This is a genomic window from Paenibacillus sp. ALE2 (assembly GCF_054113385.1).
Genome location: NZ_CM134213.1, coordinates 3,421,015 through 3,443,806, shown reverse-complemented (window position 1 = coordinate 3,443,806; position 22,792 = coordinate 3,421,015). Strand labels below are relative to the sequence as shown.

Sequence of the window (22,792 nt, the reverse complement as noted above, 5' to 3'; positions counted from 1 at the left end):
TCACACATCCTTGTCCAGGTAAACATATTGGTTAATATAATCTCTATTTTGTGAGAAGATTGGTGTCTGATGGTCAATATTCCACTTGTTTCTGACCGCTTCTCCTTTGTTATACTGTTGTTTGGTAATGCAGATTCCCCGCTTTTGCCAGACCGGAAGGTCATTCCAGTTCAGTCCTTTTTCCACAAAAAGCTTGTCTTGAAGCTGATTTCCGTTCAATCCTTGTAGTTCTGAATGCCTGAAATGAGCTTGAGCTACCATAGAAATGCTGTTTTTAGTAGCATCTTGTTGTCTCCATAGAAAGTAGTTTGCAACCTCATCGTGAGGCAAAACCCATGCTCTTGCATCAAAAGTAGCTAGAGGCTTATCCGGATAAACTTTCTGGATTTCTTCATTAAATTTGGCAGTAGCCAGAGAGGCAGATATAGACACCATTTTTTGAAGATTATTTTCAAACCATGATTGTGTCGTTAATTTGTCGTAATTCGTAAGAAGCAGAGAGATTTCATCACTCTGATGGTACACCAGTTTACATCCCATAATATTATAGGCCAGATATTTGCACGTCTCCCATAACGCAAAGATTAGCTTCTCATCAAAAGGTTTCGTCATCCCACGTGTAAAGGTATGAAAATGAGCACCATCGATTCTGATAATTACGGGTAAACGGCGGGGTAAACTTAATCTATAAGCATTTTCATATTCCTTCATTCTATTTCCAAAATCATCTTTTTTCATAAACTATGTAGCTCCTTCGCTTTTCATAGTATCTATTAATCAAAGGTGCTGCTGAACTCTCCAACAATATACAATCCAATGTCGGTTTCACCTTCTCTTTTTTATTTCACAGCAATATTATCCTCAAATACAAAAACGGAGATGGCTATATCTTCTTCCACTTTAATATCTGAAAATAAATGCAGTAAGCGGGAATCCATATAATCCTCCAGTTCTTTATTGAACTGTACAGGATAGATTTTTTGTACCATTTTGGTTCGAGCTGCATGCACCATCTCTCTTCCTGCATCCTCTTGCGCAAGAAACTTTTCGGATGGAGTTAAATTACCGTATAGCATTGTGATGGCCATATTATCTACAAAGGTTGTATGTATGCGTTCCGGGCCTTTTCCAAATAGCTCTTTACGTACTTTTCGAATAATTTCGTTAAAACCCGTTTCCTTTCTCATATCGCACCGCTCTCCTAAATCTACTAAAATCCTTGTTACTATTTCCATCATAACCGATTCCTATCATATAAAACAGAGATGTAGCAAAAGTGATTCTTGGAACATGCTTACCATTGAACGTCATAGAAAAGAAAACGCAGCCCGCCCGATCGGACAGACTGCGTATATTACTGAATCCAAACGGACTAGTCCTTCACCAGTCGATTCGATAGCATCAACATGATAAAAGAGAATAGGATAATGACGGCTACCCAGCTCCAGGAGAGTGTCATATTTCCGACCTCGGACGCGGTGTAAATCGCCGTAGGCAGGGTTTGAGTCTGTTCAGGAATATTACCCGCAAGCATCAGTGTAGCACCAAATTCCCCTAACCCTCGGGCAAATCCGAGAATGTACCCTGAAATGAGCGGTCGGTAGGCAAGGGGCATCGTAATATGGCGAAACACTTGCCATTCGTTGGCACCTTGTGCACGTGCAGCCTGCTCTACTTCGGGTTCTACAGCTTCAAAACCTGCTTTGATCGTCCGATAAGCCAGTGGAAAAGCAACAACTACCGCCGCCACCACTGCGGCTCCCCATGTAAATACAATCGTCTGCTGGAACAGGCTTTCAAAGGCAACGCCAATCCAACTTTTCCTTCCCAGCAAGATGAGCAATATAAAGCCGACAACAGTGGGAGGCAAAACAAGTGGAAGAAATAGAACGGTCTCAATCACACTGATTCCTCTCCGCAGCTTGCAGTTCGCCATCATCCGAGCTACCACAGTTGCTAATAAAAAGACAATGATGCTGGCAACGACAGCGACTTTAACAGATACGATAACCGGAGGAAGAAAAGCCGACCAATCCAACGGGACCCCCTCCTTTATCTGTGAATTCTATTTCCCGGTTGTTTCTGCTGGAGCTGAAAATCCATCTTTATTAAATACGCTCATGGCTTCATCTGTACGTAGAAAATCAACAAACTCGCCCGCTTCCTTGCTGTGCTTGGTTGCCTTTACGATGCCTTCTGGATACAGGATAGGTGCGTGCAATTCCTCAGGTACTTCTAGCGCTACGACCGTTTTATCGGATGATTTGGCATCCGTCAAATAAACGAGTCCAGCATCGGCATTGCCTGTTTCAACATAATTTAATACCTGTCTTACGTCTTTGGCGAATACCATTTTCGGTTCCAGCTTGTCCCATAATCCGGCCTTTGTCAGCGATTCTTTGGAATACTGTCCGGCCGGAACAGTAGTAGGTTCCCCAACGGCAAGCTTCATGTAAGAAGGACTTGTCAGATCATTGAGCGTAATACCCTTGTTGTCTGTGCTCTTGGCTTTATCTTGCGGAACAACCACAACCAGTTTATTTTGAAGCAGTACGCTATCTTTTTCCACTAATGATGCATCGGTTAAAGCCTTCATTTGCTTCATACCTGCCGAAATAAATACGTCAGCGGGTGCACCCTGCTCAATTTGTTTCTGTAAAGTACCGGATGACGCATAGTTAAAGGTAAGCTTGATATCTGGGTGCTGCTTTTCATACTGTTCCTTGAGCGTATTCAGACTATCTTGAAGACTCGCAGCGGCAGATACGATCAACTCTGTTTTAGGCGCAGACGCTGTCGACTGTACAGCAGCTTGAGACGAGCATCCAGCCAGAACCCATGCCAACAATCCAACGAAGGTGAATATGTACCCGAATTTCTTTTTCAACTTGTTCTTCCCCTGTCCTCTATATTCCGTAATGAGGTGACAGTGCGCAGCTCATTACGGTCTGAATCTATTGGGTTAACCCAAATATTTGTGATAAATAGACCTCGCCTCGGCGATATCCTTGGTGCCATGGATCAGAACGCGTCCATCCTGAAAAAGAACCAACCGATGCGCTCCAATGACAACGGACACTAGATATGGATTATGCTCCACTTGGCCCCCCTGACGGGATAGCAGACGGGCCGCTTCGTTCAGATTGCGTACAGCGCCCGTGACCGGTCGGATCTGAACCGTATCACGTCCGCACAGTACAGCCGTTTTAGCCTGGTGCTCCAATTGCAGAAATGGATACACCGGATGCTCTCCACACGTCGGGCAATTCGTTTTTTTCATGGCGCTGATTTGGATCGCCTGATGTTGATTATTCCATAGATCGAAGGAAATCAGCTTGCCCTGCAAGGCTGAATTATCCCCAGTGAGCAGCTTCAATGCTTCGGCACTTTGGTAAGCTGCCACCATCTGTACAGCCGGGCTGATCACACCGACCGTATCACAGGTTGCGCCGCCAAGCGGTACGGTTCCGAGCAGGCAATGCAGACAGGGTGTCTGTCCTGGAACGATCGTAAAGGTTGTTCCGTAACTACCTACACACGCTCCATATATCCAGGGGATTTGGTGCTTGACGGCGTAATCGTTAATAAGCAGACGTGTATCGAAATTGTCAGTGGCATCTACGATGAGGTCCACTCCTGCTGCAATGTCGCCGATTTCCTCTAGTGATACGTCTTGGACTAGCGCACGGATGTCCACGTCCGAATTGATTTGCTGCAATCGCCTCTGGGCGGCCACTGCCTTGGGTATCTGTTCACGAGCATCTGCTTCGTCGTAGAGCTGCTGGCGTTGTAGGTTACTCCAGTCTACATAATCTCGATCTACCAGCGTCAACCGTCCGATGCCCGCTCGCACCAGCATGTCCGCGTTTGCCGTTCCTAGTGCTCCAGCACCTACCATTAACACATGCTTGCTGCGGATATTTTGTTGTCCTGTCAGCCCGATCTTTCCGAATAATTCTTGTCTTGAATATCTGGCGTGGGACGCCTGCGTGTGTGCTTCTGCATCCGCATCCGTTTTTGGGTCCTTTTTCATTTCAGACATCGTTATTTACGCCCCCATACTTCTAATCCATTAATTGCTGCAAGTCGATCAGACAAGATAAAAGTTCAGATGTCCCGCCTAACTCAAAAGTTATGGGGTGTTATGAGGATTCCAGCCACCCAGCTGGTGCCCCTTCCACTCGGAGCCATCCTCCCACACTTCCTTTTTCCAAATTGGTACGATTTGCTTCAAGCGTTCAATAGCATGGCGACTGGCTTCGTAGCAAGCATCACGGTGTGCAGCAGAAACGGCAATCACGACACTGGTCTCTCCAATCCTTACCGTACCAAGCCGATGTGTAATGGCAGTGCGCGTTGACGGCCAGCGATCAGCAATTTCGTCACCAATTTGCTTCATCGTGTTCATCGCCATCGGCACATATGCTTCATATTCAAGCAACACCGTTCGCTGACCTTGTGTAAATTCCCGAGTCGTACCATTAAAGGTCAATGAAGCCCCATGAGAAGGGTCGAGTACCTTTGAGGTTACCTCATTGGCATCAATCGGGTCGTAGGTAATAGCATATAATCCGCATTTAGAAACGACCGTCTCCATTCCGGGAGCTGACTGATGAAGAGCAATTGCGTCTGTTGGAAGCACAAGTTCATCTGGAGAAGCCAACTTTTGATGATGGGTAAAAAAACAACTAGACAGTTGTGAAGCTATCTCCGGGTACAACTCATTCAGCCTTGTTCGAATGTCTGCAATGGTCACCGTTTCCTGCGAAAGTTCCACAGTGAGCACGTCACCAAATTGCTCCGCCATACCTGCGAATAATTGAATATGGTATTGCATATGCATCTGACCCCCTTTGTTCCCTTATCTATCGATTTCACCTAGCCTGCTACTGGAGCTTATCCTCCTGAAACCGGAGGAATAATCGCAATTTCATCATGTATACTAACCAGATCCTCAGGAGCGACATAGGCTTGATTTCTGGCAACAAAAGCTCCCTGCAACTGGGCCGCTGCTTCAGGGAAATATTGGGACAGCAAGTCTTTTAATGCGTTGACGGTCATCGTCTCCTGATCAGCAGGCACCGTAATCATAGGCCTTCCCATCAGTTCTGCAAGTCCGGCAAATACTTGAATATGATAGTTCATTAAGTAGGTTCCCCCCTTTCAGTACAAGGACTAACCATCGCATATACACCAAGAAAAACCAACATGAACTAATACCTCGAAAGGTTTTATTCCATGCTGGTTAACTATGATGGTCTACATTGATATTTTTATATTATATTTTAGATTCAACCAGTTCATCAATCCGCTCCGTGTGCGTATACACATTCAAAGAACAACTTCGTATAAAACCGATGGTAGTAATCCCCAGATCCTCTGCCAATTCAAGTGCAAGCTCTGTGGGAGCTGACTTGGACAAAACAACCTCGCAACCAATTTTCGCAACCTTCAACAAGATTTCAGACGAGATGCGACCACTGAATACGATGATTTTATCTTGTAAAATAATATCATGCTTTAGGCAGTATCCATAGATTTTATCAAGCGCATTGTGGCGGCCGATATCCATTCTGGACAGGATTATTCCGTCTTTGTCACACAGCGCAGCATTGTGAACGCCACCCGTCTCCTGAAACGTATGTGCCGAGGTTTGCATCAAATTCATCAGGCGGAAACAGTCATCAAAAGACACCGTAACATGGGCATCATTCATTCTTTTTGCCACTTTAGCATCATTTATAAAGTAAAATCCCTGTCTACTTTTTCCGCAGCAGGAGGTAATGTATCGTTTGGAATGAAAGTTTTGATAAAACTCATTCATCCGACGGGTTTTAATATGAACAAAACCTTCTTTTTCCTGAACCCAAATATCTTCGATATCATCATACCGTTGAATGACGCCTTCAGAGGCCAAAAAGCCTACTACCATATCCTCTACATACTCTGGTGTACAAACCATGGTGGCAAATTCCTGCTGATTGATTTTTATGGTCACTGGATACTCCGTCACCACTGTGTCTTCAAAACGCTTGATCTGACCGTCCCGATAACGTAGGATCTCGCGTTTTACCTCAGCCGGCTTTTCCATGTGCTCAACTCCCTTGTTTCTGACAGGCTGGCTCTCCGGTCACCCGCCGATATGTGACATTTCAATTTTGGACGATGCTTGCTTCGTATGAGTCAATCGTTCCTCTGAATAGCGGTCGGTACGTCCTCTCCAAACACGCTCAATGTAAGATCTAATCTCATCATCGGATTGCTCGGACCGCAGCATCGTGCGAAGCTTGTACCCTTTAGACGCAAACAGGCATGTGTACAAGGAGCCCTCAGCAGAAATTCTCGCCCGTGTACATGTGGAGCAGAAAGCGTCCGTAACGGATGAAATGATGCCGATTTCCCCGTCTCTGTCCAGATACCTGTAGCGCGTCGCCACCTCACCTTTGTATTGGGGTGGAACAGGTTCTAACGGCATGTGCTCATGGATGGTTTCGATGATCTGCTGCTTGGAAACAACCTGATCCAATTTCCAGCCATTGGTGTTACCTACATCCATAAACTCAACAAAGCGCAAAATATGCTTTTTCTTTTGAAAATAGTCGGCCATAGGCACAATATCCTGATCGTTAAAGCCCTTTTGCACGACCATATTTATTTTCACCTGCATTCCCGCTTGAGCTGCAGCCTCAATACCTTCCAGCACCGCCTTGACACTGCTTCTCCCCCCGTTCATGCGGCGGAATCGATCGTCATCCAGCGAATCCAGACTAACCGTCACTCTCTTCAGCCCCGCCTCCCGTAGTGGCGCTGCATATTTAGGCAAAAATACACCGTTCGTCGTCATAGCAATATCTTCAACCCCATCGAGTTGAGTTAACGAATGAATGAGTGAGGACAAATCTCTTCTCAGCAACGGCTCACCCCCAGTAATACGCAGCTTTGTAACGCCCAGCGAGACAAAGATACGCGAGAGGCGGATAATTTCCGCAAAGGTCAATATTTTTTCTTTTGGCAAAAACGGATAGTCATGGCCAAATATTTCTTCAGGCATACAATATCGGCACCGAAAATTACATCGGTCTATGACGGATATTCTCAAGTCCCGTAACGGACGATTCCATTGATCGTCGCTGCGGTTCGCCATCCCGTTCACCTCAATCCGTCTTCATTAATAAATCTCTTTTAACTGTAAACTGAACCAAAAAACCGGCATCACAACAACTTCTTCGCTTATGAATATCGAAGAATCTGCTAAATGCCGGTTAATTTATCTACATCAGGATTTTACGAATCCTCACATCATGTGATATAGAAAAATCAAACTAACAAGCGCTGCGCCAAATAAAATATACGCGATTCCCACGTACACTCCATTCACGAATGCTCTCAAATAGATACATTCCTATTGTTAGCAATCCTGGAACGTTTGTCAATGATTTTTCGCTTTCTCAATTGATAATCATTATCAATTAAAAATTTTAATAAATCACCGTTGAACTATCTTAAATTTTACGCTATAGTTACACCAGATGACATGCAGAAAATGACATATTCAATTTATTGATATACAGGCGGTGCGTACTGTCTGGTATTAATACATACTCCAATGGCGGATTGGCCTCCAGGACCTAGAGCTTGGTCACTACTCCACCATAAACACAAGTGCTTAAACACGAGCACTTGTGTTTATGGTGGAGTTTTTTTGTTCCCAATTTTAAAATTCAAAATCTGAAAGGAGCCTGAACCGTGGCGGATAATACGATCAAAATTACATTAAACGGACAGGAACTGAAAACGAATAGCAGCACAACCATTCTTGAAGTGATCAACGAAAACAATATTGCCCACCCCCAACTGTGTTACGTTTCCGAAGTGGATCCAATCCGCACCTGTGACACATGTATTGTGGAAGTGGACGGAAAGCTTATGCGTTCCTGCTCAACGCTTGCTACAAATGGAATGGATATTCATTTACATTCAGATCGCGCAAAAGCGGCACAAACCGAGGCTATGGACCGTTTGCTGGAGAATCACCTCCTCTACTGCACGGTGTGCGATAACAACAACGGTAATTGTAAACTGCATAACACCGCAGAGCTTATGGAAATTGAACATCAAAAATATCCATATCGACCGAAGGTTGATCCCACAGAAGTGGATATGTCCCACCCTTTTTATCGCTATGACCCCAATCAATGTATTGCATGCGGCCAATGCGTAGAGGTATGTCAGAACCTGCAGGTCAATGAAACACTGTCCCTCGACTGGGAGGCTGAACGCCCTCGCGTGATCTGGGACGATGGAGTTGCAATTAACGATTCCTCCTGCGTCAGCTGCGGTCAGTGTGTAACGGTCTGCCCATGTAACGCCTTGATGGAAAAGTCCATGCTGGGAGAGGCCGGCTTCATGAGCGGCATAAATAAGGATTTATTAAATCCAATGGTTGATCTAATTAAGGAAGTGGAGCCAGGCTACAGCGGTATTTTTGCAATTTCGGAAGCTGAAGCAGCGATGCGTGAAACACGTACGAAAAAAACTAAAACCGTCTGCACGTTTTGCGGTGTAGGTTGCAGCTTTGAGGTTTGGACCAAAGGCCGCAAAATTTTGAAGGTACAGCCTACCTCTGAGGGGCCTGTTAACGGCATTTCGACATGCGTCAAAGGGAAATTCGGCTGGGATTTTGTGAATAGCGATCAACGTTTGACCTCGCCTTTAATTCGTCAAGGAGACGAATTCGTGGAAGCAACCTGGGAAGAAGCCTTGAGCCTGATGGCCAGCAAAATGGGAGCTATCAAAGAAATCTACGGAGGCGAGGCACTCGGTTTTATTTCTTCATCCAAATTTACCAACGAAGAAAATTATCTGATGCAAAAGCTGGCTCGTCAGGTGTTCCAAACGAATAACGTCGATAACTGCTCACGGTATTGCCAATCTCCTGCATCATGGGGGCTACAATATACCGGAGGCATCGGCGGCGACAGTGGCACGATTAAAGACATTGCCTCCGCAGGTTTGGTCATACTAGTCGGCTGTGCGCCGGGAGAAGGACATCCCGTGCTGGCTACCCGCATCAAACGTGTGCATAAGCTGCATGGTCAAAAGTTGATCTCCGTCGACCTGCGCAAGCATGAAATGGCAGAACGCGCAGATTTGTTCATGCGTCCGAAGCAAGGTACTGATTATGTATGGTTATCCGCTGTAGCCAAATACATCATTGAGCAAAACTGGCATGATGCTAAATTCATTGAGAAACATGTAAATTTCTATCCTGAATATTTGAAATTGCTGGAGAACTTCACCCTGGAATTCGCTGAGCAGGAAACTGGTATTTCCCAAGAGACGCTCATTCAGGTAGCGACCATGATTCACGAAGCGGATGGCACGGCCATTTGCTGGGGCATGGGCGTGACGCAAAACATCGCAGGCTCTTACACTTCGATCGCGATTGCCAACCTGCTGCTGGTGACTGGCAACTTTATGCGTCCAGGTGCAGGCGCATATCCGCTTCGAGGACATAACAATGTTCAGGGTGCTGCCGATATGGGTACCATGCCAGATATTTTTCCTGGCTATCAGCCCGTAACGAACGATGCCATTCGGTCCAAGTTCGAAGCGGCCTACGGCGTACAAATTCCAAGCCAGCGCGGACTGGACAACATTCAAATGCTGGAAGCCATTGAGATGGGTAAGCTCAAAGGTATGTATATCGCTGGAGAAGAAATGGCATGGGTGGATGCAGACTCCAATCATACCCAAGAAATGCTGGCGAATTTGGATTTCCTTGTCGTTCAGGATGTATTTCTGAGCAAGACAGCTGAATTCGCTGATGTCATTTTGCCAGCTGTACCTTCACTCGAAAAGGACGGTACCTTTACGAACACCGAACGTCGTGTACAGCGTTTATATGAGGCCCTCCGCCCTGTAGGAGACAGCAAACCGGATTGGTGGATTTTCAGCCAATTTGCCAAGCACATGGGATTTGATTGGGATTACAGTCATCCGAGTGAAATTTTTGAGGAAATGGCGGCGCTCACTCCATTTTTCTCCCAATGTAATTATGACGTATTGGAAGGCTGGAACAGCTTCCATTGGGGATCGCCGGATGGTAGCAACACTCCGCTTCTGCATACCAACGGCTTTAACTTTCCAGATAAAAAAGCACGCTTGGGACTTTTCGAATATGTACCACCAAAAGAGTTTCCCGCTGAATTCGATCTGACCTTAAATAATGGCCGACTGCTCGAACAGTTTCACGAAGGGAATATGACGACAAAGTCAACAGGCCTTCAGCTCAAACTCCCAAAAGTATTTGTGGAAGTGTCCCCTGAGTTGGCAGAGGAGCGCGGAGTTACAGACGGATCGCTGGTTCGACTGGAATCTCCCTATGGGGCGGTCAAGCTGCATGTTCTGGTGACGGACCGGGTACAAGGAACAGAAATTTATGTACCGATGCACTCTACCAGTCATGAGGGTGCTGTCAATCTATTAACTGGTGGAGCATTTGATGTAGTCACCCGTACACCTGCCTATAAACAAACCAAAGTACGGATGCAAGTTTTGGAATTCGATGGTCAAAATCCACTCCCACATATCAATCCACGTTATAAAAAGCGGCATCCGCAAAATGGGGTTGAAGTGAACCGTAAGTGGAATCGTCCCGGTTACATCGATTTGGTAGATCAAAAATAAGGAGGTCGAACCATGGCTAAGCCTATTTCAATTGTGAGAAAACGTATATTGACAGCAGAAGAACGGCAAAAACAATCGCTGGATCAACTTACTGCCAACCTGGCAGACAATGGGGCAGCATTGCAGAAGACGCTTGAAATTGTACGTGAACTGCATGACAGTGGTCTTCTCGAAGCAGCTCAGTCTATGCTAAAAGCCAAAGAAACCATTGCCAAAATCGCTGTAGGACAAGCGACGCGCAAGCCTGTGACGAACATCATCAATAATCTGATGGGTGCAGCAGGGATGCTGTCCGAGGTAGACCCTGAGCTGATGAAAAAACTGGCAAGCAGCGTCACTACGGGCCTGAATGAAGCCGAAGAGCACCTAAAGCAGAATAAAAAGACGCGGCTGCGTGATCTTATGAAGGCAATGAATGATCCAGATGTAAACCGGGCAATGGGGTTCGGTATTCATTTTCTCAAGGGCGTGGGAAAAGGTTTGTCTGATAAATAGCTTAATAGATATGAAAGTGGAAGGCTACTAACCACAGATAATAAAAAGAGCTGGCTCCGAAAAAAACGGGGCAGCTCTTTTTATTTATCTTTTATCCACCTGCAACAAGGTCACTGTTTTAAGAGAAACGGCATCTTTTATTTGCTCCTCCGCGATAACCTTAAGTTTTAGCAAGCTGGAAATTTTTGAAGTGTCCGGCTTGGAAAACAAACGCCATAATTGAGGATCAGGCAATGAATCATACAATTTCGCATGATCGTATTCCTTGCGGTGCTGCTGTACAATCCTGACTCGGTAGTTGCCAATTTCCCAATCGGATACTTCCTGCTCTGCACAATGGGCGGTAATGTCATTGCGCAAATCAGCCAGTTCACCTTCAATTTCTTTTTGCTTTTGCTTTAACTGGTAATAGCGACGCACCTTGTCTTCCAATTCCATCACGCTCCTCTGCTTACATATGTATGTTGGCAGATGCGTTTTAGGACAAGTTTTATCATGTTAGGATGGAAGGTGTATCTATAACTGTAACAGCATTTCCCGGGTAATGGTAACGTCGACCAATTGAGTCCTCATTACTTAAATTTTATTTCAGGATTTTTGCAAAATCCTCATTTAGGTACATTCGCCCCTGGAGTTACAGGCCCCGCTCCTTTGGACTTCCCCTTGCGCTTCATATAATTGGCCCAGTATGCCGTCAGAATTGGCACCAAAATGGAGGTCACTATGACCGAAGCGGCTACTAATGCCGTTGCAGATTGGGCAACAGGTAAAAATTCAGGCTTGATATTGGCAACAATGACTGGATTCGCTACTGCTGCACCTGCGGTGCTGGAGGCTGCAATCCCTGCCGTACCGTTGCCACCCCCGATATATTTGTCCGCCAGAATCAATGGAATACCTGTAAAGATAATTACAAAAACACCCAACAAAATACCTAACACACCTGTCTGGACAATAACACTCAGGTCAATGGAACACCCCAATGCAAATCCAAAAAATGGAATAAGAGCTTGTGTCGCGTTTCCAAAATATTTACGGAAATCATGATCCAGATTACCCAACATAAAGCCGACCAAAAACGGTAATACGGCCCCGACAAATGTTTGCGGTTCAAAAACGGCCAGCCCGGTACTCCCTAGAATAAGCATAGTCACCAGTGGACCTGATTCCAGTGACATCAGCACGAATGCTCCTGCCTCTTCCTTGGAGCCATACTGCTGCATAATGGAGGCGTAGAGACCGCCGTTCGTCATATCCATAGCCGAGATCAGCGCCAGCACCGACAAACCTGCAAATAGCCCACTTTCTACGCCGCCAACAGGCAGCAATCTAGACGCAATGATCGCCACGACCCAAGCGACCGCGATTTTAGTCAATACGAGCGTTCCTGATTTACGCAATACGGTGCCTGTCGCTCGCACATCTATGGAAGCACCCATACAAAAAAACCACACTGCCAAAATGGGCACCGTACCGGTCATCAATCCCTTGGTAAAAGATCCAAAATAGTCGCCTGCCCATGGAGTAAATGTATGAAAAAGTGCGCCGATAAACAGCGGCACCAGCATAATGCCCCCTGGAATTTTATCGATGTTTTGTTTGATTTTCATAACTTCATTCAACCCTTTCGTTTTTGCCAATGCAAAAACAAGGCCGTTTTACTTGCGGCTTAAGCCGAGCTCAGGAATCAGTTTTGCGAAAGTATCATGACTATCCTTCAGTTGACGCGCGAATGCCTGTGCATCCTGGACACGCAATCCCAATCCATGCTTACGCATTTCCTCCCTGAATTCCTCGTCTTTCGTCCCCTTGATCAGTGCATCCGCCAGCGTTTGAGCCACCTCATTCGGTGTATCCTTAGGTACAGCCAGCCCTCTCCAGGTGCCTATAAAATGGACACGCAGCCCAGTCGCCTGCTGAAGTGTCGGCACTTTTGGAAACGCTTCCGAAATGGTGTCTGCCTGGATCGCCAGTATGCGAAGTTTTCCTTCGTCCACGTATTTCTTCACCTCTGCGGGACTGACAGGTACAGCGTCCACGAATCCGCTCATTAAAGCAGAAACTGCTGGGCCTGCTCCCTCATAAGGGATATGGGTGAAGCGGACTCCGCTTTTCTGCTCCAGCATCGCGGCAGCGAGGTGCCATATACTTCCTGTGCCTGCATTCCCCATTTTCAGCTTGCCTGGATGGGCCCTAGCATCCTCCAGAAATGCCTCCGCTGTCTTCCACGGCGCATCCGCCCGAACCGTAATGGCAGAAGGGTCCATATTAGTTTGAAGCAGCGGCTTAAAACGCTCATAGGTGATGGGTAACAGTCCCAAATGTGGTAATGTAGTCAGTTCAGCGACCAGATACGTTACGGTGTAACCGTCTGCCTGCGCCTCAGCTCCCTCCATCAGCCCGACAGAACCGCCGCCACCTGTTCGATTAACGACGATGATCGGCTGCCCGAGATGCTTTTCGGCGGCTTTTGCCAACGCTCTTGCGGTAATATCTGTACCGCCCCCCGCCGCATACGGAACGACAAGCGTTACTGGCTTCGTAGGAAATATACGACTGTGATCCTGCAGGGTGCGGTGATCCACATATTCACTGATACTCAAGGCAGAAAGCATAGCCACTCCTGCCGCAACCAGCACATATTTTTGCCATGGCTTTTTCTTCATTACGCTTCCTCTTCTCCACAAATAAACTGGGCCTATTACGCCCGCCGTCACCTCCAACGTTTTCGGTCATTTGTTCACGCTTACATGAAGTCAATGTACCGCAACGTGGAGGCCCACATCTATCGTCTAATCTTCGTGTTTATCTTCTATTTCACCAAAGCGCCGATCTTTTGACCGATTTGCATATTCATTAGAAGATTTGTTGATTTGTCTGAATTTCCCTGGGGTCACTTGCTTATACTTGCGGAATACACGAATAAAACTGTTCTCGTTTCGGTACCCGACCTGCTCTGCAATTTCACCAATTTTCAAATGCGTTTCACACAGCAATATGCATGCCTTTTTGACACGTAATCCAGTCAAATAATCATATACGGTAGTCCCCGTTTCCTCTTTGAACATACTACTCACCGAAGACACGCTCATGTGAACATGATCCGCAATTTCCTGAAGCCCGATGTTCAAATGCAAGTGATGTTCCATATAGTCGATCATCTCTTGTACACGTACAAAATCTTTTGACTGTTGGCGTCCATGCCATTTCTCTTCAATATCAGTCAACATGATGGCCAGCAGCGCCTCAATGTCTTGAAGGTCTAGCGTCAGAATCTGATTCCAATGATAATCAGCGAGCAGATCTGGCGGAGTCACGCTTTGAGTGGTACACCATTTTAACAAATCTTCCAGTAGTTCATGAACAAATAGGTAGACCTGGTTTGGAGATGTCCTAAAGAGTCGAAGTTCTTCTACCCACTGGCTGACTAGCTTTGCACTTGCACCAGGTTCCTGCAACTCCACAGCACGAATCAGATCCACACGCCGATGGTCCAGTAATCTTGCATCCTGAGCCTGATCCTGTGACTGCACATCCACTATGCAATCCTGTATCACATTTGTGCTGCTGTTCATATTCATATGTGAACGTCCATATCCCTCATACAAACGTAAATTAAGCGCCTCTTTCCCTTTTATAAAAGACGCCCGTGCCTCTTGAATATCTGTGACCCTATGCCCAATCCCTACGGAAATCGTCATAGGAAGATATTCCCCAACAACCTGAATTAGCCTGTCAACGCTGTTGCGAAGCCATGCTCTCTCTTTAGCAGCTCCCTCCGCTTCAACTTCATATGTGCTTTCTCTGAACTGCAGCAGTACAACCAAACCACTCTCTTCCTCCGGCGCACTAACTGCTTTCCAATGAGGCTCAAGCATCTCCAGCAAAATATTGTTCAGCGCATATTTAAGTAGCATTTTGTCCTCTTCCGGAAAGCTTGCGCTCCACGTAGAATACCGATCAATCGACACGATCATAACAACCAAAGAATTATGGTCCCAATCGGAAAAATACTGTTCCCATTTCGTACGCATTTCCTGTACACCCATTCTACGCTGGAAGACATCTTCTATATATTTGGAACGCAGCTCCGGCAAGCTTCGCTCTACCACCAATGATTTGCGGTGAAATTCTCCAACCAACTTGCTAATCACGGGTTCTAGATCATACAATCCTCCCTGACGCGTTCCCTTGTTGCCTGAATTCAAGAGACTATTAATTTTTTTCATAGGGCGAAAAGCGGCATAACTGTAATAGTACACCGCCGAGCACCCAGCCAGGATAGAGATCAAGGCCAGCCACAACATCATATTGCGCGCCAGTTTTACATTTTTCAGTAGCTTGTCCATCGGCACAAGTGATACTAGACGCCAGCCTGTAACATCGGAGAAGGTCTGGTTCGCCATATATTCCATATCTCCAATTTCTACATAAGCATAAGGATTCACATCCAACTCTTTCAAAACCCTGCCCATATCATTTAAGGGTATGGACGATCTCAGTTTGGGATAGATCAGCTCGCCCTCCAGATCATAGACGTATTGCGAGTTGGATAAATGAATATACAGTTTGGAGAAAAAACGGTCGTAATCCAGATTGATTAACACCGCACCCCTGACCTGTCCATTCTCTACTATAGGTCTAGCCAGCGAGAGCAGCTCTATCGTGCCATGCTGTTGATCAGTACCATACCATCTCCGCTTAATCAATAGCGGCTTTTTTTGAATGTCCTGAATCCAGGGAACCCAGGTTGTATCCGGTGCTTGATTCCAATCGGGCAAATAACCATAATTGCTGGACACGAGAGCATGATTATCCAAAGAAATGACTTCAATCGAATAAATTTCTTCGTGTGAAGAAAGGGTTTTCAAATATTTCTGAAGTCGTTCGATAACGGAGGCTTTGTTGGATACCGATTTTCCATCCGCATAAATACGTATAAAAGACTCTACATCCGGATAATAAGCCGCATCCAGTGCCTTGTTATCCGACTCACGAAAAGCCCGATTAGTCACATCCAGATTGATTTGCAACAATTCTATATTAGGTGTATTCAACTCGGTATCCAAACCTTCACGGTATCTTGAATACGATAGCAAGCCGATCACGCTGATCACGAGCGACACGCACAGCGTGAGCAGCAGAATCAGTCTTGTCTGCTTATTTTTCAGTATCAATCGAAGCTTAAGTCGCAACATTCCTGTAACTTCATCCTTCCGGACTACGTTGTCCATCTTCCTCTTACTCAATATTAGATGACATATTACCTTTACATCTATTTGACGCATGAAGTAGAATTTCCTGCCTTTACAAATCAAACTTAACAGGAGTCATATCATTAATAATAAAAAAGAAGAAGTCTCCCTGTACAAGGTAGAACTTCTTCTTACGTGCTGCTTGCATCCATTGATCAGCAGCATAGATATTCGTATTACAGTGTTTGGCTCGTCTTTTCCACCTGAAAACGATTCAGTTCCCGCTGCATCTCCTCACGAATCTGGCGAAGCTCCTTTACCTTCTCAGCCGATTCCTCGAAGGAACGCTTCTGCTCCACCGTGGAAGCCGTAATCTCTTCACTGCCTGCGGCGGACTGCTGAGTGATTGCGCTAATATTCTCAATAGCTTGCTGCACCTGTACACTCAGTTCTCGTGATACATTCATGTCTATGGATAATTTGCTGACTTGGCCGGCAATTTGCTGCACTTTGCCACTAATCTCTCTAAACGATTCTCCGGTGGAGGAGGTTGCCTTCTCCTGCTCGCGGAACAACTCCTGACTTTGTGCCACAGAAGTCTTCACCTTATCCATAGCCTGCGTGATCCCCTCAACAGCGGTATAAATTTTCTTTACAGCAGATTCAGATTGACTCGCCAGCTTTTTCACTTCATTGGCAACAACAGCAAAGCCTTTTCCCGCTTCACCCGCACGTGCAGCCTCAATCGAGGCATTCAAGGACAACAGCGACGTTTGGCTGGCAATTTCAGATACATAACCGGTCATAGTTGTGATCTCAGCTGCATTAGATTCCAGCTCTCTAACGGTTTGTTCCACTTCAGACATTGCCGAACGGTTCTCTGCAACAATTCGCATTTGATCACTCATGACACGCGCACCCTGCTCAATGACACGCAAAGCATCCTCACTATACGTGGTTGATTGCGTAGTCTCCAGCAAATTAGATTCAAACTTCTGCTGCATATCATCCACCACGCTAACTGTCGATGACAGGTCCTCAGCAATTTTCTGACTTCCTATCGCAAGTTCCTCTGTTGATGTGCTGACTTGTGTCACAATTTCCTTCATGGCCTCATTGTGCTGATCAATATCCCGAGCCATCAGATCGACACGATTACCCGCATGATCAATGGAGAGTACAATGCTGCGCAAGTTCCCGATCATAACACGGAAAGATTCATTGAGCTCGTCCAGCTCGTCTCGGCCCTTTGTTTGAGGAAGTTGAACAGTTAAATTCCCCTCGGCAATTTGCTTCGCTGCATCCGTTAACTTGCGGGTTCTAAGGGCAAGCTGCCTGGAGGTATATGTATTATATAGCCCAACCGCCACCAGAAGTAGAACTGCACCTGCCAAGGCTAATTGCCAAGTAAAACGAATACTTTTGGTCAGGTCTTCTGTGTATTGGTCGTAACGCGCCTTGGTCAGCAGATCCAGCATAAATACATCGTTCTGAATCCCCTGGGCACGCATGGCCTCTCGTTTGGATTCTGGGCTGTTCTGAGCACTCATCGCTTTTTCCGTTGCTACTTTCAATTGGCTGAATTTTATTTTAATCGAATCCAGTCGCTTTTGCTGTGCTTCGGTCTGCATCATACCCTGTGAAAGCAAAGTAATCGTTTTTTCAGACTGAGTTAGCTGATTTTGCACATCGGCTTTGTTGCTCTCCGTCATGGAAGTAGAATAATTTTGCAGTGCCTGCCCCGACTGAATCAAATAGGCATTAAGCTGCTGTACATTCAACATAGCTGGAACAAGATTACTGCTTTGAGCGTTAATACGTAACAATTCAAAAATGATATAAGCTACTAAAGCCAGGCAAGCGATCAGGGAAATCATCGCGTTAAGCACCAGTTTACCTTGCAGTTTCATCAGCATTCATCCTCCGTTTGCGAAAATTTATTGGGTGGGTACAGTAAGTGTGCCGGATTTGATTTTTTCCATTAAATCATCCATTACCTTTTGCTGATCCGGATTCAGTGTCACGACACGAATAGGCGCCAAACCTATACCTTCTTCCGCAAGTCCAAACACCATATCCTTCTCCGTAAATTTTCTTTGATGGTCTGCAAAGCCTTTGACTACTGTATAAATTGCACTGTCTACGTTTTTAATCATTGAGGTCACCACCGCTTTTTCTGCAATAAAAAACTGGTCGCTATCGACCCCGATGGCGAATTTGTGCTGCTTCTGCGCTTCCTGTAGCGCACCTACACCGGTTAGCCCTGCTGCTGCAAAAATGACATCAATCTGGTCCTGATTGATCATGTCATCCGCAATTTTCGTACCCAGCTCCGGTTTGCCAAAATCTCCTGCATACGTTGCCGTAACTTTGGCATTAGGCTTGACTGATTGCACCCCTGCACGATACCCAATTTCAAACTTTTTCAACAGAGGAGATTCCGCACCTCCGAGAAAACCCACCTGTTCCGTACGACTCGTCAAACCGGCAACAACCCCGGCCATAAAACTGCCCTCTTCTGCTTTGAAGGTAATGGAGGCCACATTCGGCAATTCCGATGTTTCATCCACGATTAAAAACTTACGGTCCGGATTCTTTTTGGCAACAGCCTCCAAACTGTCCTTCACCATGTAACCCAACCCAATGATTAAATCTGCTTTTTCTTGAACAAGCTGATTAAAAGCAGCCTCATACGTCTTGGTCTCAGTTATTTCCCGGTATTCAAAAACAATCTTCCCCTCATCCCGTGCCTTGACCAAACCTCGAAAAGCCGCATCGCTGTAAGATTGATCACCCAGACCAATATCTGACAGCACGATTCCCACCTTAATGGGTTCGGCCTTGGTTTGTACGTCTGATTGCCCACATGCACTTAGCAATAATGCAAAGATCGTGACAATGGGAATCCACCTAAAAGTTAATAATACAGCTCGTTTTTTCATGACATATCACCTCAACATAAAATGCAAATCCCCAACATCTTTATATCGGTTATAGAGGTGAATTTGTTCATAAATTTTTCTGTAAATTCATTGTAAATGGATAATGACATTGGGTTCATCTTCTTCTACATGTAATAAGCGCCTCTTTTCGTACTGCTTTTATTGTACGAACTGTCTAAAATTATTTATTTCGTTTATCCGGAAAGAATAAAGTGTAATTTTTATGGTAAACGTAGGAACCCCCTTCAACCATCACTCTATGTTGAAACTGAAAGGAGCTACATTTAGAATGACTTCAACAAATTCAATTCCGCAGCCTAAAACATACGGTCCCTTAGGAAATCTGCCCTTGATCGATACCCATGCCCCTGTCCAGTCGCTGGTTAAGCTTGCCAATGAGTACGGTCCCATCTTTCGCATGGATCTGCCTGAAGGAACGAACATTTATATTTCCGGTCATAAGCTGGTCGCAGATGCTTGTGATGAATCCCGTTTCGACAAACAGGTGTGGGCTCCCTTACAAAAAGTACGAGCTTTTGCCGGAGATGGACTATTCACAAGCTGGACTGAGGAGCCGAACTGGCGCAAGGCCCATCAAATATTGCTGCCAAGCTTTAGTCAGCGGGCCATGAAGGGTTACCACAATATGATGCTTGATCTTGCTGTTCAGCTGGTGCAGAAATGGTCTCGGCTCAATCCAGATGAAAGTGTAGAGGTACCGGAGGATATGACCCGCCTGACTTTGGATACTATCGGGTTATGCGGCTTTAATTATCGTTTTAACAGCTTTTACCGCGACCAGCCCCATCCGTTCGTGACCAGTATGACACGCGCACTGGATGAAGCAATGGGTCAGTTGCAACGTCTCAATTTGCAAAACAAGCTGATGTTATTGAAGAAAAAACAGTTTAAACACGACATCGAAACGATGTTCTCTCTGGTGGATAGCATTATTCAAGAACGCAAAACCACGGGCAACCAAGGTGAAGAGGATTTACTGGCACGTATGCTGGAAGGCAAGGACCCGGAAACAGGTGAAACGCTGGATGATGAAAATATCCGCTATCAGATCATTACCTTTCTCATCGCCGGTCATGAAACGACCAGTGGGCTTTTATCCTTTGCCATTTACTATTTGCTTAAAAATCCACGAACACTAACCAAAGCCTATGAAGAAGTAGATCGCGTGCTCACCGATTCGCTGCCTTCCTATACTCAGGTGCGTGAACTCAAGTACATAAGGATGATACTGAATGAAGCCCTGCGGCTATGGCCGACAGCGCCCGCCTTCTCTCTCTTGGCCAAAGAAGATACGCTGCTCAACGGAACCTATCCGCTTAAAAAAGGCGACAGTGTCAATGTACTCATCCCGAAATTGCACCGTGATACCGAGGCTTGGGGTGAAGATGTTGAGGAATTTAGACCCGAACGCTTTGAGGACCCATCCGCCATTCCGCAAGATGCCTACAAACCGTTTGGCAACGGTCAACGGGCCTGTATCGGACAACAGTTTGCCTTACAGGAGGCCACCCTTGTGCTGGGTATGGTACTGAAACATTTTGAGCTGATTGACCATACTCATTATGAGTTGAAAGTCAAAGAAACGCTCACACTCAAGCCTGAGGGCTTCACCATTCAAGTACGTCCGCGCAGCACACAGACTACCGTCATGCTGCCAGGTGCCACTCAAGAACTTCATGAAAAAGAGGAACAAAAAGTTGCAGCCCCCCATGCCGAAAAGCATGATACATCTTTGTTGTCTTTGTACGGTTCGAATCTGGGTACAGCTGAGGGACTTGCAGGTGAACTAGCCGATTTAGGCCGGAATTGGGGTTTCAACAGTAGCATTGCAACTCTAAATGATCGTGTGGACCATTTGCCTAAAGAAGGCGTGGTACTTATTACGACCGCATCTTATAACGGGCATCCGCCAGATAATGCAGATGCCTTCGTAGAATGGTTGAAGCAGGTAGACGAGGGACAATTGGCAGGCATAAGGTATGCTGTCTTTGGTTGCGGTGACCGGAATTGGGCCAGCACGTATCAGCGCATTCCAAGGATGATTGATGAACTGATGGCTGCCAAAGGGGCAGAGCGACTGTATGATCGGGGTGAGGGCGACGCCAGTGGTGATTTCGAGAAGGATTGGGAAGTCTGGAACCACGGCTTATGGCCGGAATTGCTGAATGCTTTCGGGATAGAGCACAGTGATACAGAACCTCAGGACACCAGCAGTCTGAGCATAGAGTTTGTAAGCGACGTACTAAACGCTCCGCTGGCGGCCAACTATGAGGCAGCTACTGCCATTGTTACCGCGAATCGTGAACTGCACGCTGCTGAAAGTGAACGCAGTACACGACATCTGGAGATCCAATTACCAACCGGATTGTCTTATCGCGAGGGTGATCATCTTGGTGTTTTGCCACGTAATCCTGCTTCGTTGGTTAATAGGGTGATGCAACGCTTTAAGTTACAGGATCAGGACTACATCGTATTAAAAGGCAGTGACCGGGATGCGGCGCATCTCCCCTTGGATCGGCCTGTCAGCGTAGGAGATTTGCTCACTCTCAGTGTGGAACTGCAAGAATCGGCAACCAGAGCCCAGCTAAGGCAACTGGCATCCTTTACAGTGTGTCCACCGCATAAGAAAGAAATCGAAGCTTTGCTCGAGGATACTACTTTCGATCAAGAGATACGAAAGAAGCGCGTCACGATGCTGGATATTCTGGAGAAGTATCCAGCCTGCGAGCTGCCATTTGAAAACTTCATCTCGCTGTTACCACCACTCAAGCCTAGATACTACTCCATCTCCAGTTCTCCGCTTGAGTCGGAGAATTCAGCGAGTATAACCGTGAGCGTCGTGCGTGGACCAGCCCGTAGCGGAAAGGGCGAATATCTCGGTATCGCCTCCAATTATTTGGCACAGCTCCAACCAGATGATCCGGTTGTCATTTTTGTGCGAAAGCCTCAGTCTGGCTTCCGTTTGCCGGAAGACCCGACCGTGCCTGTGATCATGGTCGGTCCAGGGACTGGTATTGCCCCATTCCGCGGATTTCTCCAAACACGCCATGTGCTTAAGGAGAGAGGAGAACAGCTCGGCGAGGCGCATCTATACTATGGCTGCCGTGATCCAAAGCTCGATTATCTATACAAGCAAGAGCTGGAGGCCTGGGAGCAGGAAGGAATCGTCACGGTTCATACAGCCTTTTCACGTCTGCCTGGTCAACCCAAAAGGTATGTACAGCATGTCATGAATGAAGATGCAGACACTCTGATTCACTTGCTTGACGAAGGAGCGCATCTGTATGTATGCGGCGACGGTAGCCGGATGGCCCCCGACGTTGAAGACACGCTCTGTGCGGCCTATGCGGATGTACACCATACAAGTAAAGAAGAAGCGCAGCAATGGTTGGAGCAGCTCCAACAGGATAAACGCTATGCCAAGGATGTCTGGGCAGGCATCTAATGATA

Annotated in this window: 18 protein-coding genes; 3 read left to right on the top strand and 15 right to left on the bottom strand. The window is 46.3% G+C overall.

The features are described 5' to 3' along the window. The 9 genes from ACXHJ1_RS15070 to moaA form a co-directional block, all read right to left on the bottom strand. Complete coding sequence (locus ACXHJ1_RS15070; protein ID WP_457904875.1) at positions 1–738, bottom strand: tRNA(His) guanylyltransferase Thg1 family protein; 738 nt, start codon at positions 736–738, stop codon at positions 1–3. 101 nt (positions 739–839) lie between these two features. Next, a complete protein-coding gene (locus tag ACXHJ1_RS15065; protein WP_016821668.1) occupies positions 840–1,187 on the bottom strand; it encodes a Na-translocating system protein MpsC family protein in 348 nt (115 codons plus the stop codon). A 185-nt stretch (positions 1,188–1,372) separates the two neighbouring features. Further along, positions 1,373–2,038: a molybdate ABC transporter permease subunit gene (modB, locus tag ACXHJ1_RS15060; RefSeq protein ID WP_457904874.1), complete on the bottom strand. Its 666-nt coding sequence runs from the start codon at positions 2,036–2,038 to the stop codon at positions 1,373–1,375. Between the two features lie 27 nt (positions 2,039–2,065). After that, a complete protein-coding gene (modA, locus tag ACXHJ1_RS15055; RefSeq protein WP_457904873.1) occupies positions 2,066–2,887 on the bottom strand; it encodes a molybdate ABC transporter substrate-binding protein in 822 nt (273 codons plus the stop codon). A 75-nt stretch (positions 2,888–2,962) separates the two neighbouring features. After that, positions 2,963–4,042, bottom strand: a complete 1,080-nt coding sequence (locus tag ACXHJ1_RS15050) for a thiazole biosynthesis adenylyltransferase ThiF (RefSeq protein ID WP_457904872.1) — start codon at positions 4,040–4,042, stop codon at positions 2,963–2,965. 90 nt (positions 4,043–4,132) lie between these two features. Continuing rightward, positions 4,133–4,837: a molybdenum cofactor biosynthesis protein gene (locus ACXHJ1_RS15045; protein WP_031461850.1), complete on the bottom strand. Its 705-nt coding sequence runs from the start codon at positions 4,835–4,837 to the stop codon at positions 4,133–4,135. 59 nt (positions 4,838–4,896) lie between these two features. Then, positions 4,897–5,145 (bottom strand): MoaD/ThiS family protein, encoded by a 249-nt coding sequence (locus ACXHJ1_RS15040; protein WP_016821673.1) that lies wholly within the window; start codon positions 5,143–5,145, stop codon positions 4,897–4,899. Between the two features lie 133 nt (positions 5,146–5,278). Then, positions 5,279–6,091, bottom strand: a complete 813-nt coding sequence (gene fdhD, locus ACXHJ1_RS15035; RefSeq protein ID WP_457904871.1) for a formate dehydrogenase accessory sulfurtransferase FdhD — start codon at positions 6,089–6,091, stop codon at positions 5,279–5,281. Between the two features lie 39 nt (positions 6,092–6,130). Further along, positions 6,131–7,144 carry a GTP 3',8-cyclase MoaA gene (gene moaA, locus ACXHJ1_RS15030; RefSeq protein WP_025365413.1) on the bottom strand — a complete coding sequence of 338 codons (1,014 nt, stop codon included), beginning with the start codon at positions 7,142–7,144 and terminating at the stop codon, positions 6,131–6,133. Between the two features lie 602 nt (positions 7,145–7,746). Here moaA and fdhF point away from each other — a divergent pair. Next, positions 7,747–10,689, top strand: coding sequence for a formate dehydrogenase subunit alpha (gene fdhF, locus ACXHJ1_RS15025; RefSeq protein WP_457904870.1), 2,943 nt, complete (start codon positions 7,747–7,749; stop codon positions 10,687–10,689). A 12-nt stretch (positions 10,690–10,701) separates the two neighbouring features. Beyond that, positions 10,702–11,184: a DUF1641 domain-containing protein gene (locus ACXHJ1_RS15020; RefSeq protein WP_457904869.1), complete on the top strand. Its 483-nt coding sequence runs from the start codon at positions 10,702–10,704 to the stop codon at positions 11,182–11,184. Between the two features lie 84 nt (positions 11,185–11,268). Here the strand turns inward: ACXHJ1_RS15020 and ACXHJ1_RS15015 are convergent, their stop codons facing one another. The 6 genes from ACXHJ1_RS15015 to ACXHJ1_RS14990 form a co-directional block, all read right to left on the bottom strand. Continuing rightward, a complete protein-coding gene (locus ACXHJ1_RS15015; protein WP_457906183.1) occupies positions 11,269–11,622 on the bottom strand; it encodes a hypothetical protein in 354 nt (117 codons plus the stop codon). A gap of 170 nt (positions 11,623–11,792) precedes the next feature. Continuing rightward, positions 11,793–12,794 carry a 2-keto-3-deoxygluconate transporter gene (gene kdgT / locus ACXHJ1_RS15010; protein WP_017428226.1) on the bottom strand — a complete coding sequence of 334 codons (1,002 nt, stop codon included), beginning with the start codon at positions 12,792–12,794 and terminating at the stop codon, positions 11,793–11,795. 48 nt (positions 12,795–12,842) lie between these two features. After that, positions 12,843–13,850: a tripartite tricarboxylate transporter substrate binding protein gene (locus tag ACXHJ1_RS15005; RefSeq protein ID WP_457904868.1), complete on the bottom strand. Its 1,008-nt coding sequence runs from the start codon at positions 13,848–13,850 to the stop codon at positions 12,843–12,845. 126 nt (positions 13,851–13,976) lie between these two features. Continuing rightward, positions 13,977–16,418: an AraC family transcriptional regulator gene (locus tag ACXHJ1_RS15000; RefSeq protein ID WP_457904867.1), complete on the bottom strand. Its 2,442-nt coding sequence runs from the start codon at positions 16,416–16,418 to the stop codon at positions 13,977–13,979. Positions 16,419–16,615: 197 nt separating this feature from the next. Continuing rightward, entirely contained in the window at positions 16,616–18,289 is a 1,674-nt protein-coding gene (locus tag ACXHJ1_RS14995) for a methyl-accepting chemotaxis protein (RefSeq protein WP_457904866.1), read from the bottom strand. A 27-nt stretch (positions 18,290–18,316) separates the two neighbouring features. Continuing rightward, complete coding sequence (locus ACXHJ1_RS14990) at positions 18,317–19,321, bottom strand: BMP family lipoprotein (protein ID WP_017428230.1); 1,005 nt, start codon at positions 19,319–19,321, stop codon at positions 18,317–18,319. Positions 19,322–19,610: 289 nt separating this feature from the next. On the opposite strand from ACXHJ1_RS14990, the gene ACXHJ1_RS14985 reads away from it, so the two are divergent. Next, positions 19,611–22,787, top strand: a complete 3,177-nt coding sequence (locus ACXHJ1_RS14985) for a bifunctional cytochrome P450/NADPH--P450 reductase (RefSeq protein ID WP_457904865.1) — start codon at positions 19,611–19,613, stop codon at positions 22,785–22,787. The last annotated feature ends 5 nt before the right edge of the window (positions 22,788–22,792 follow it).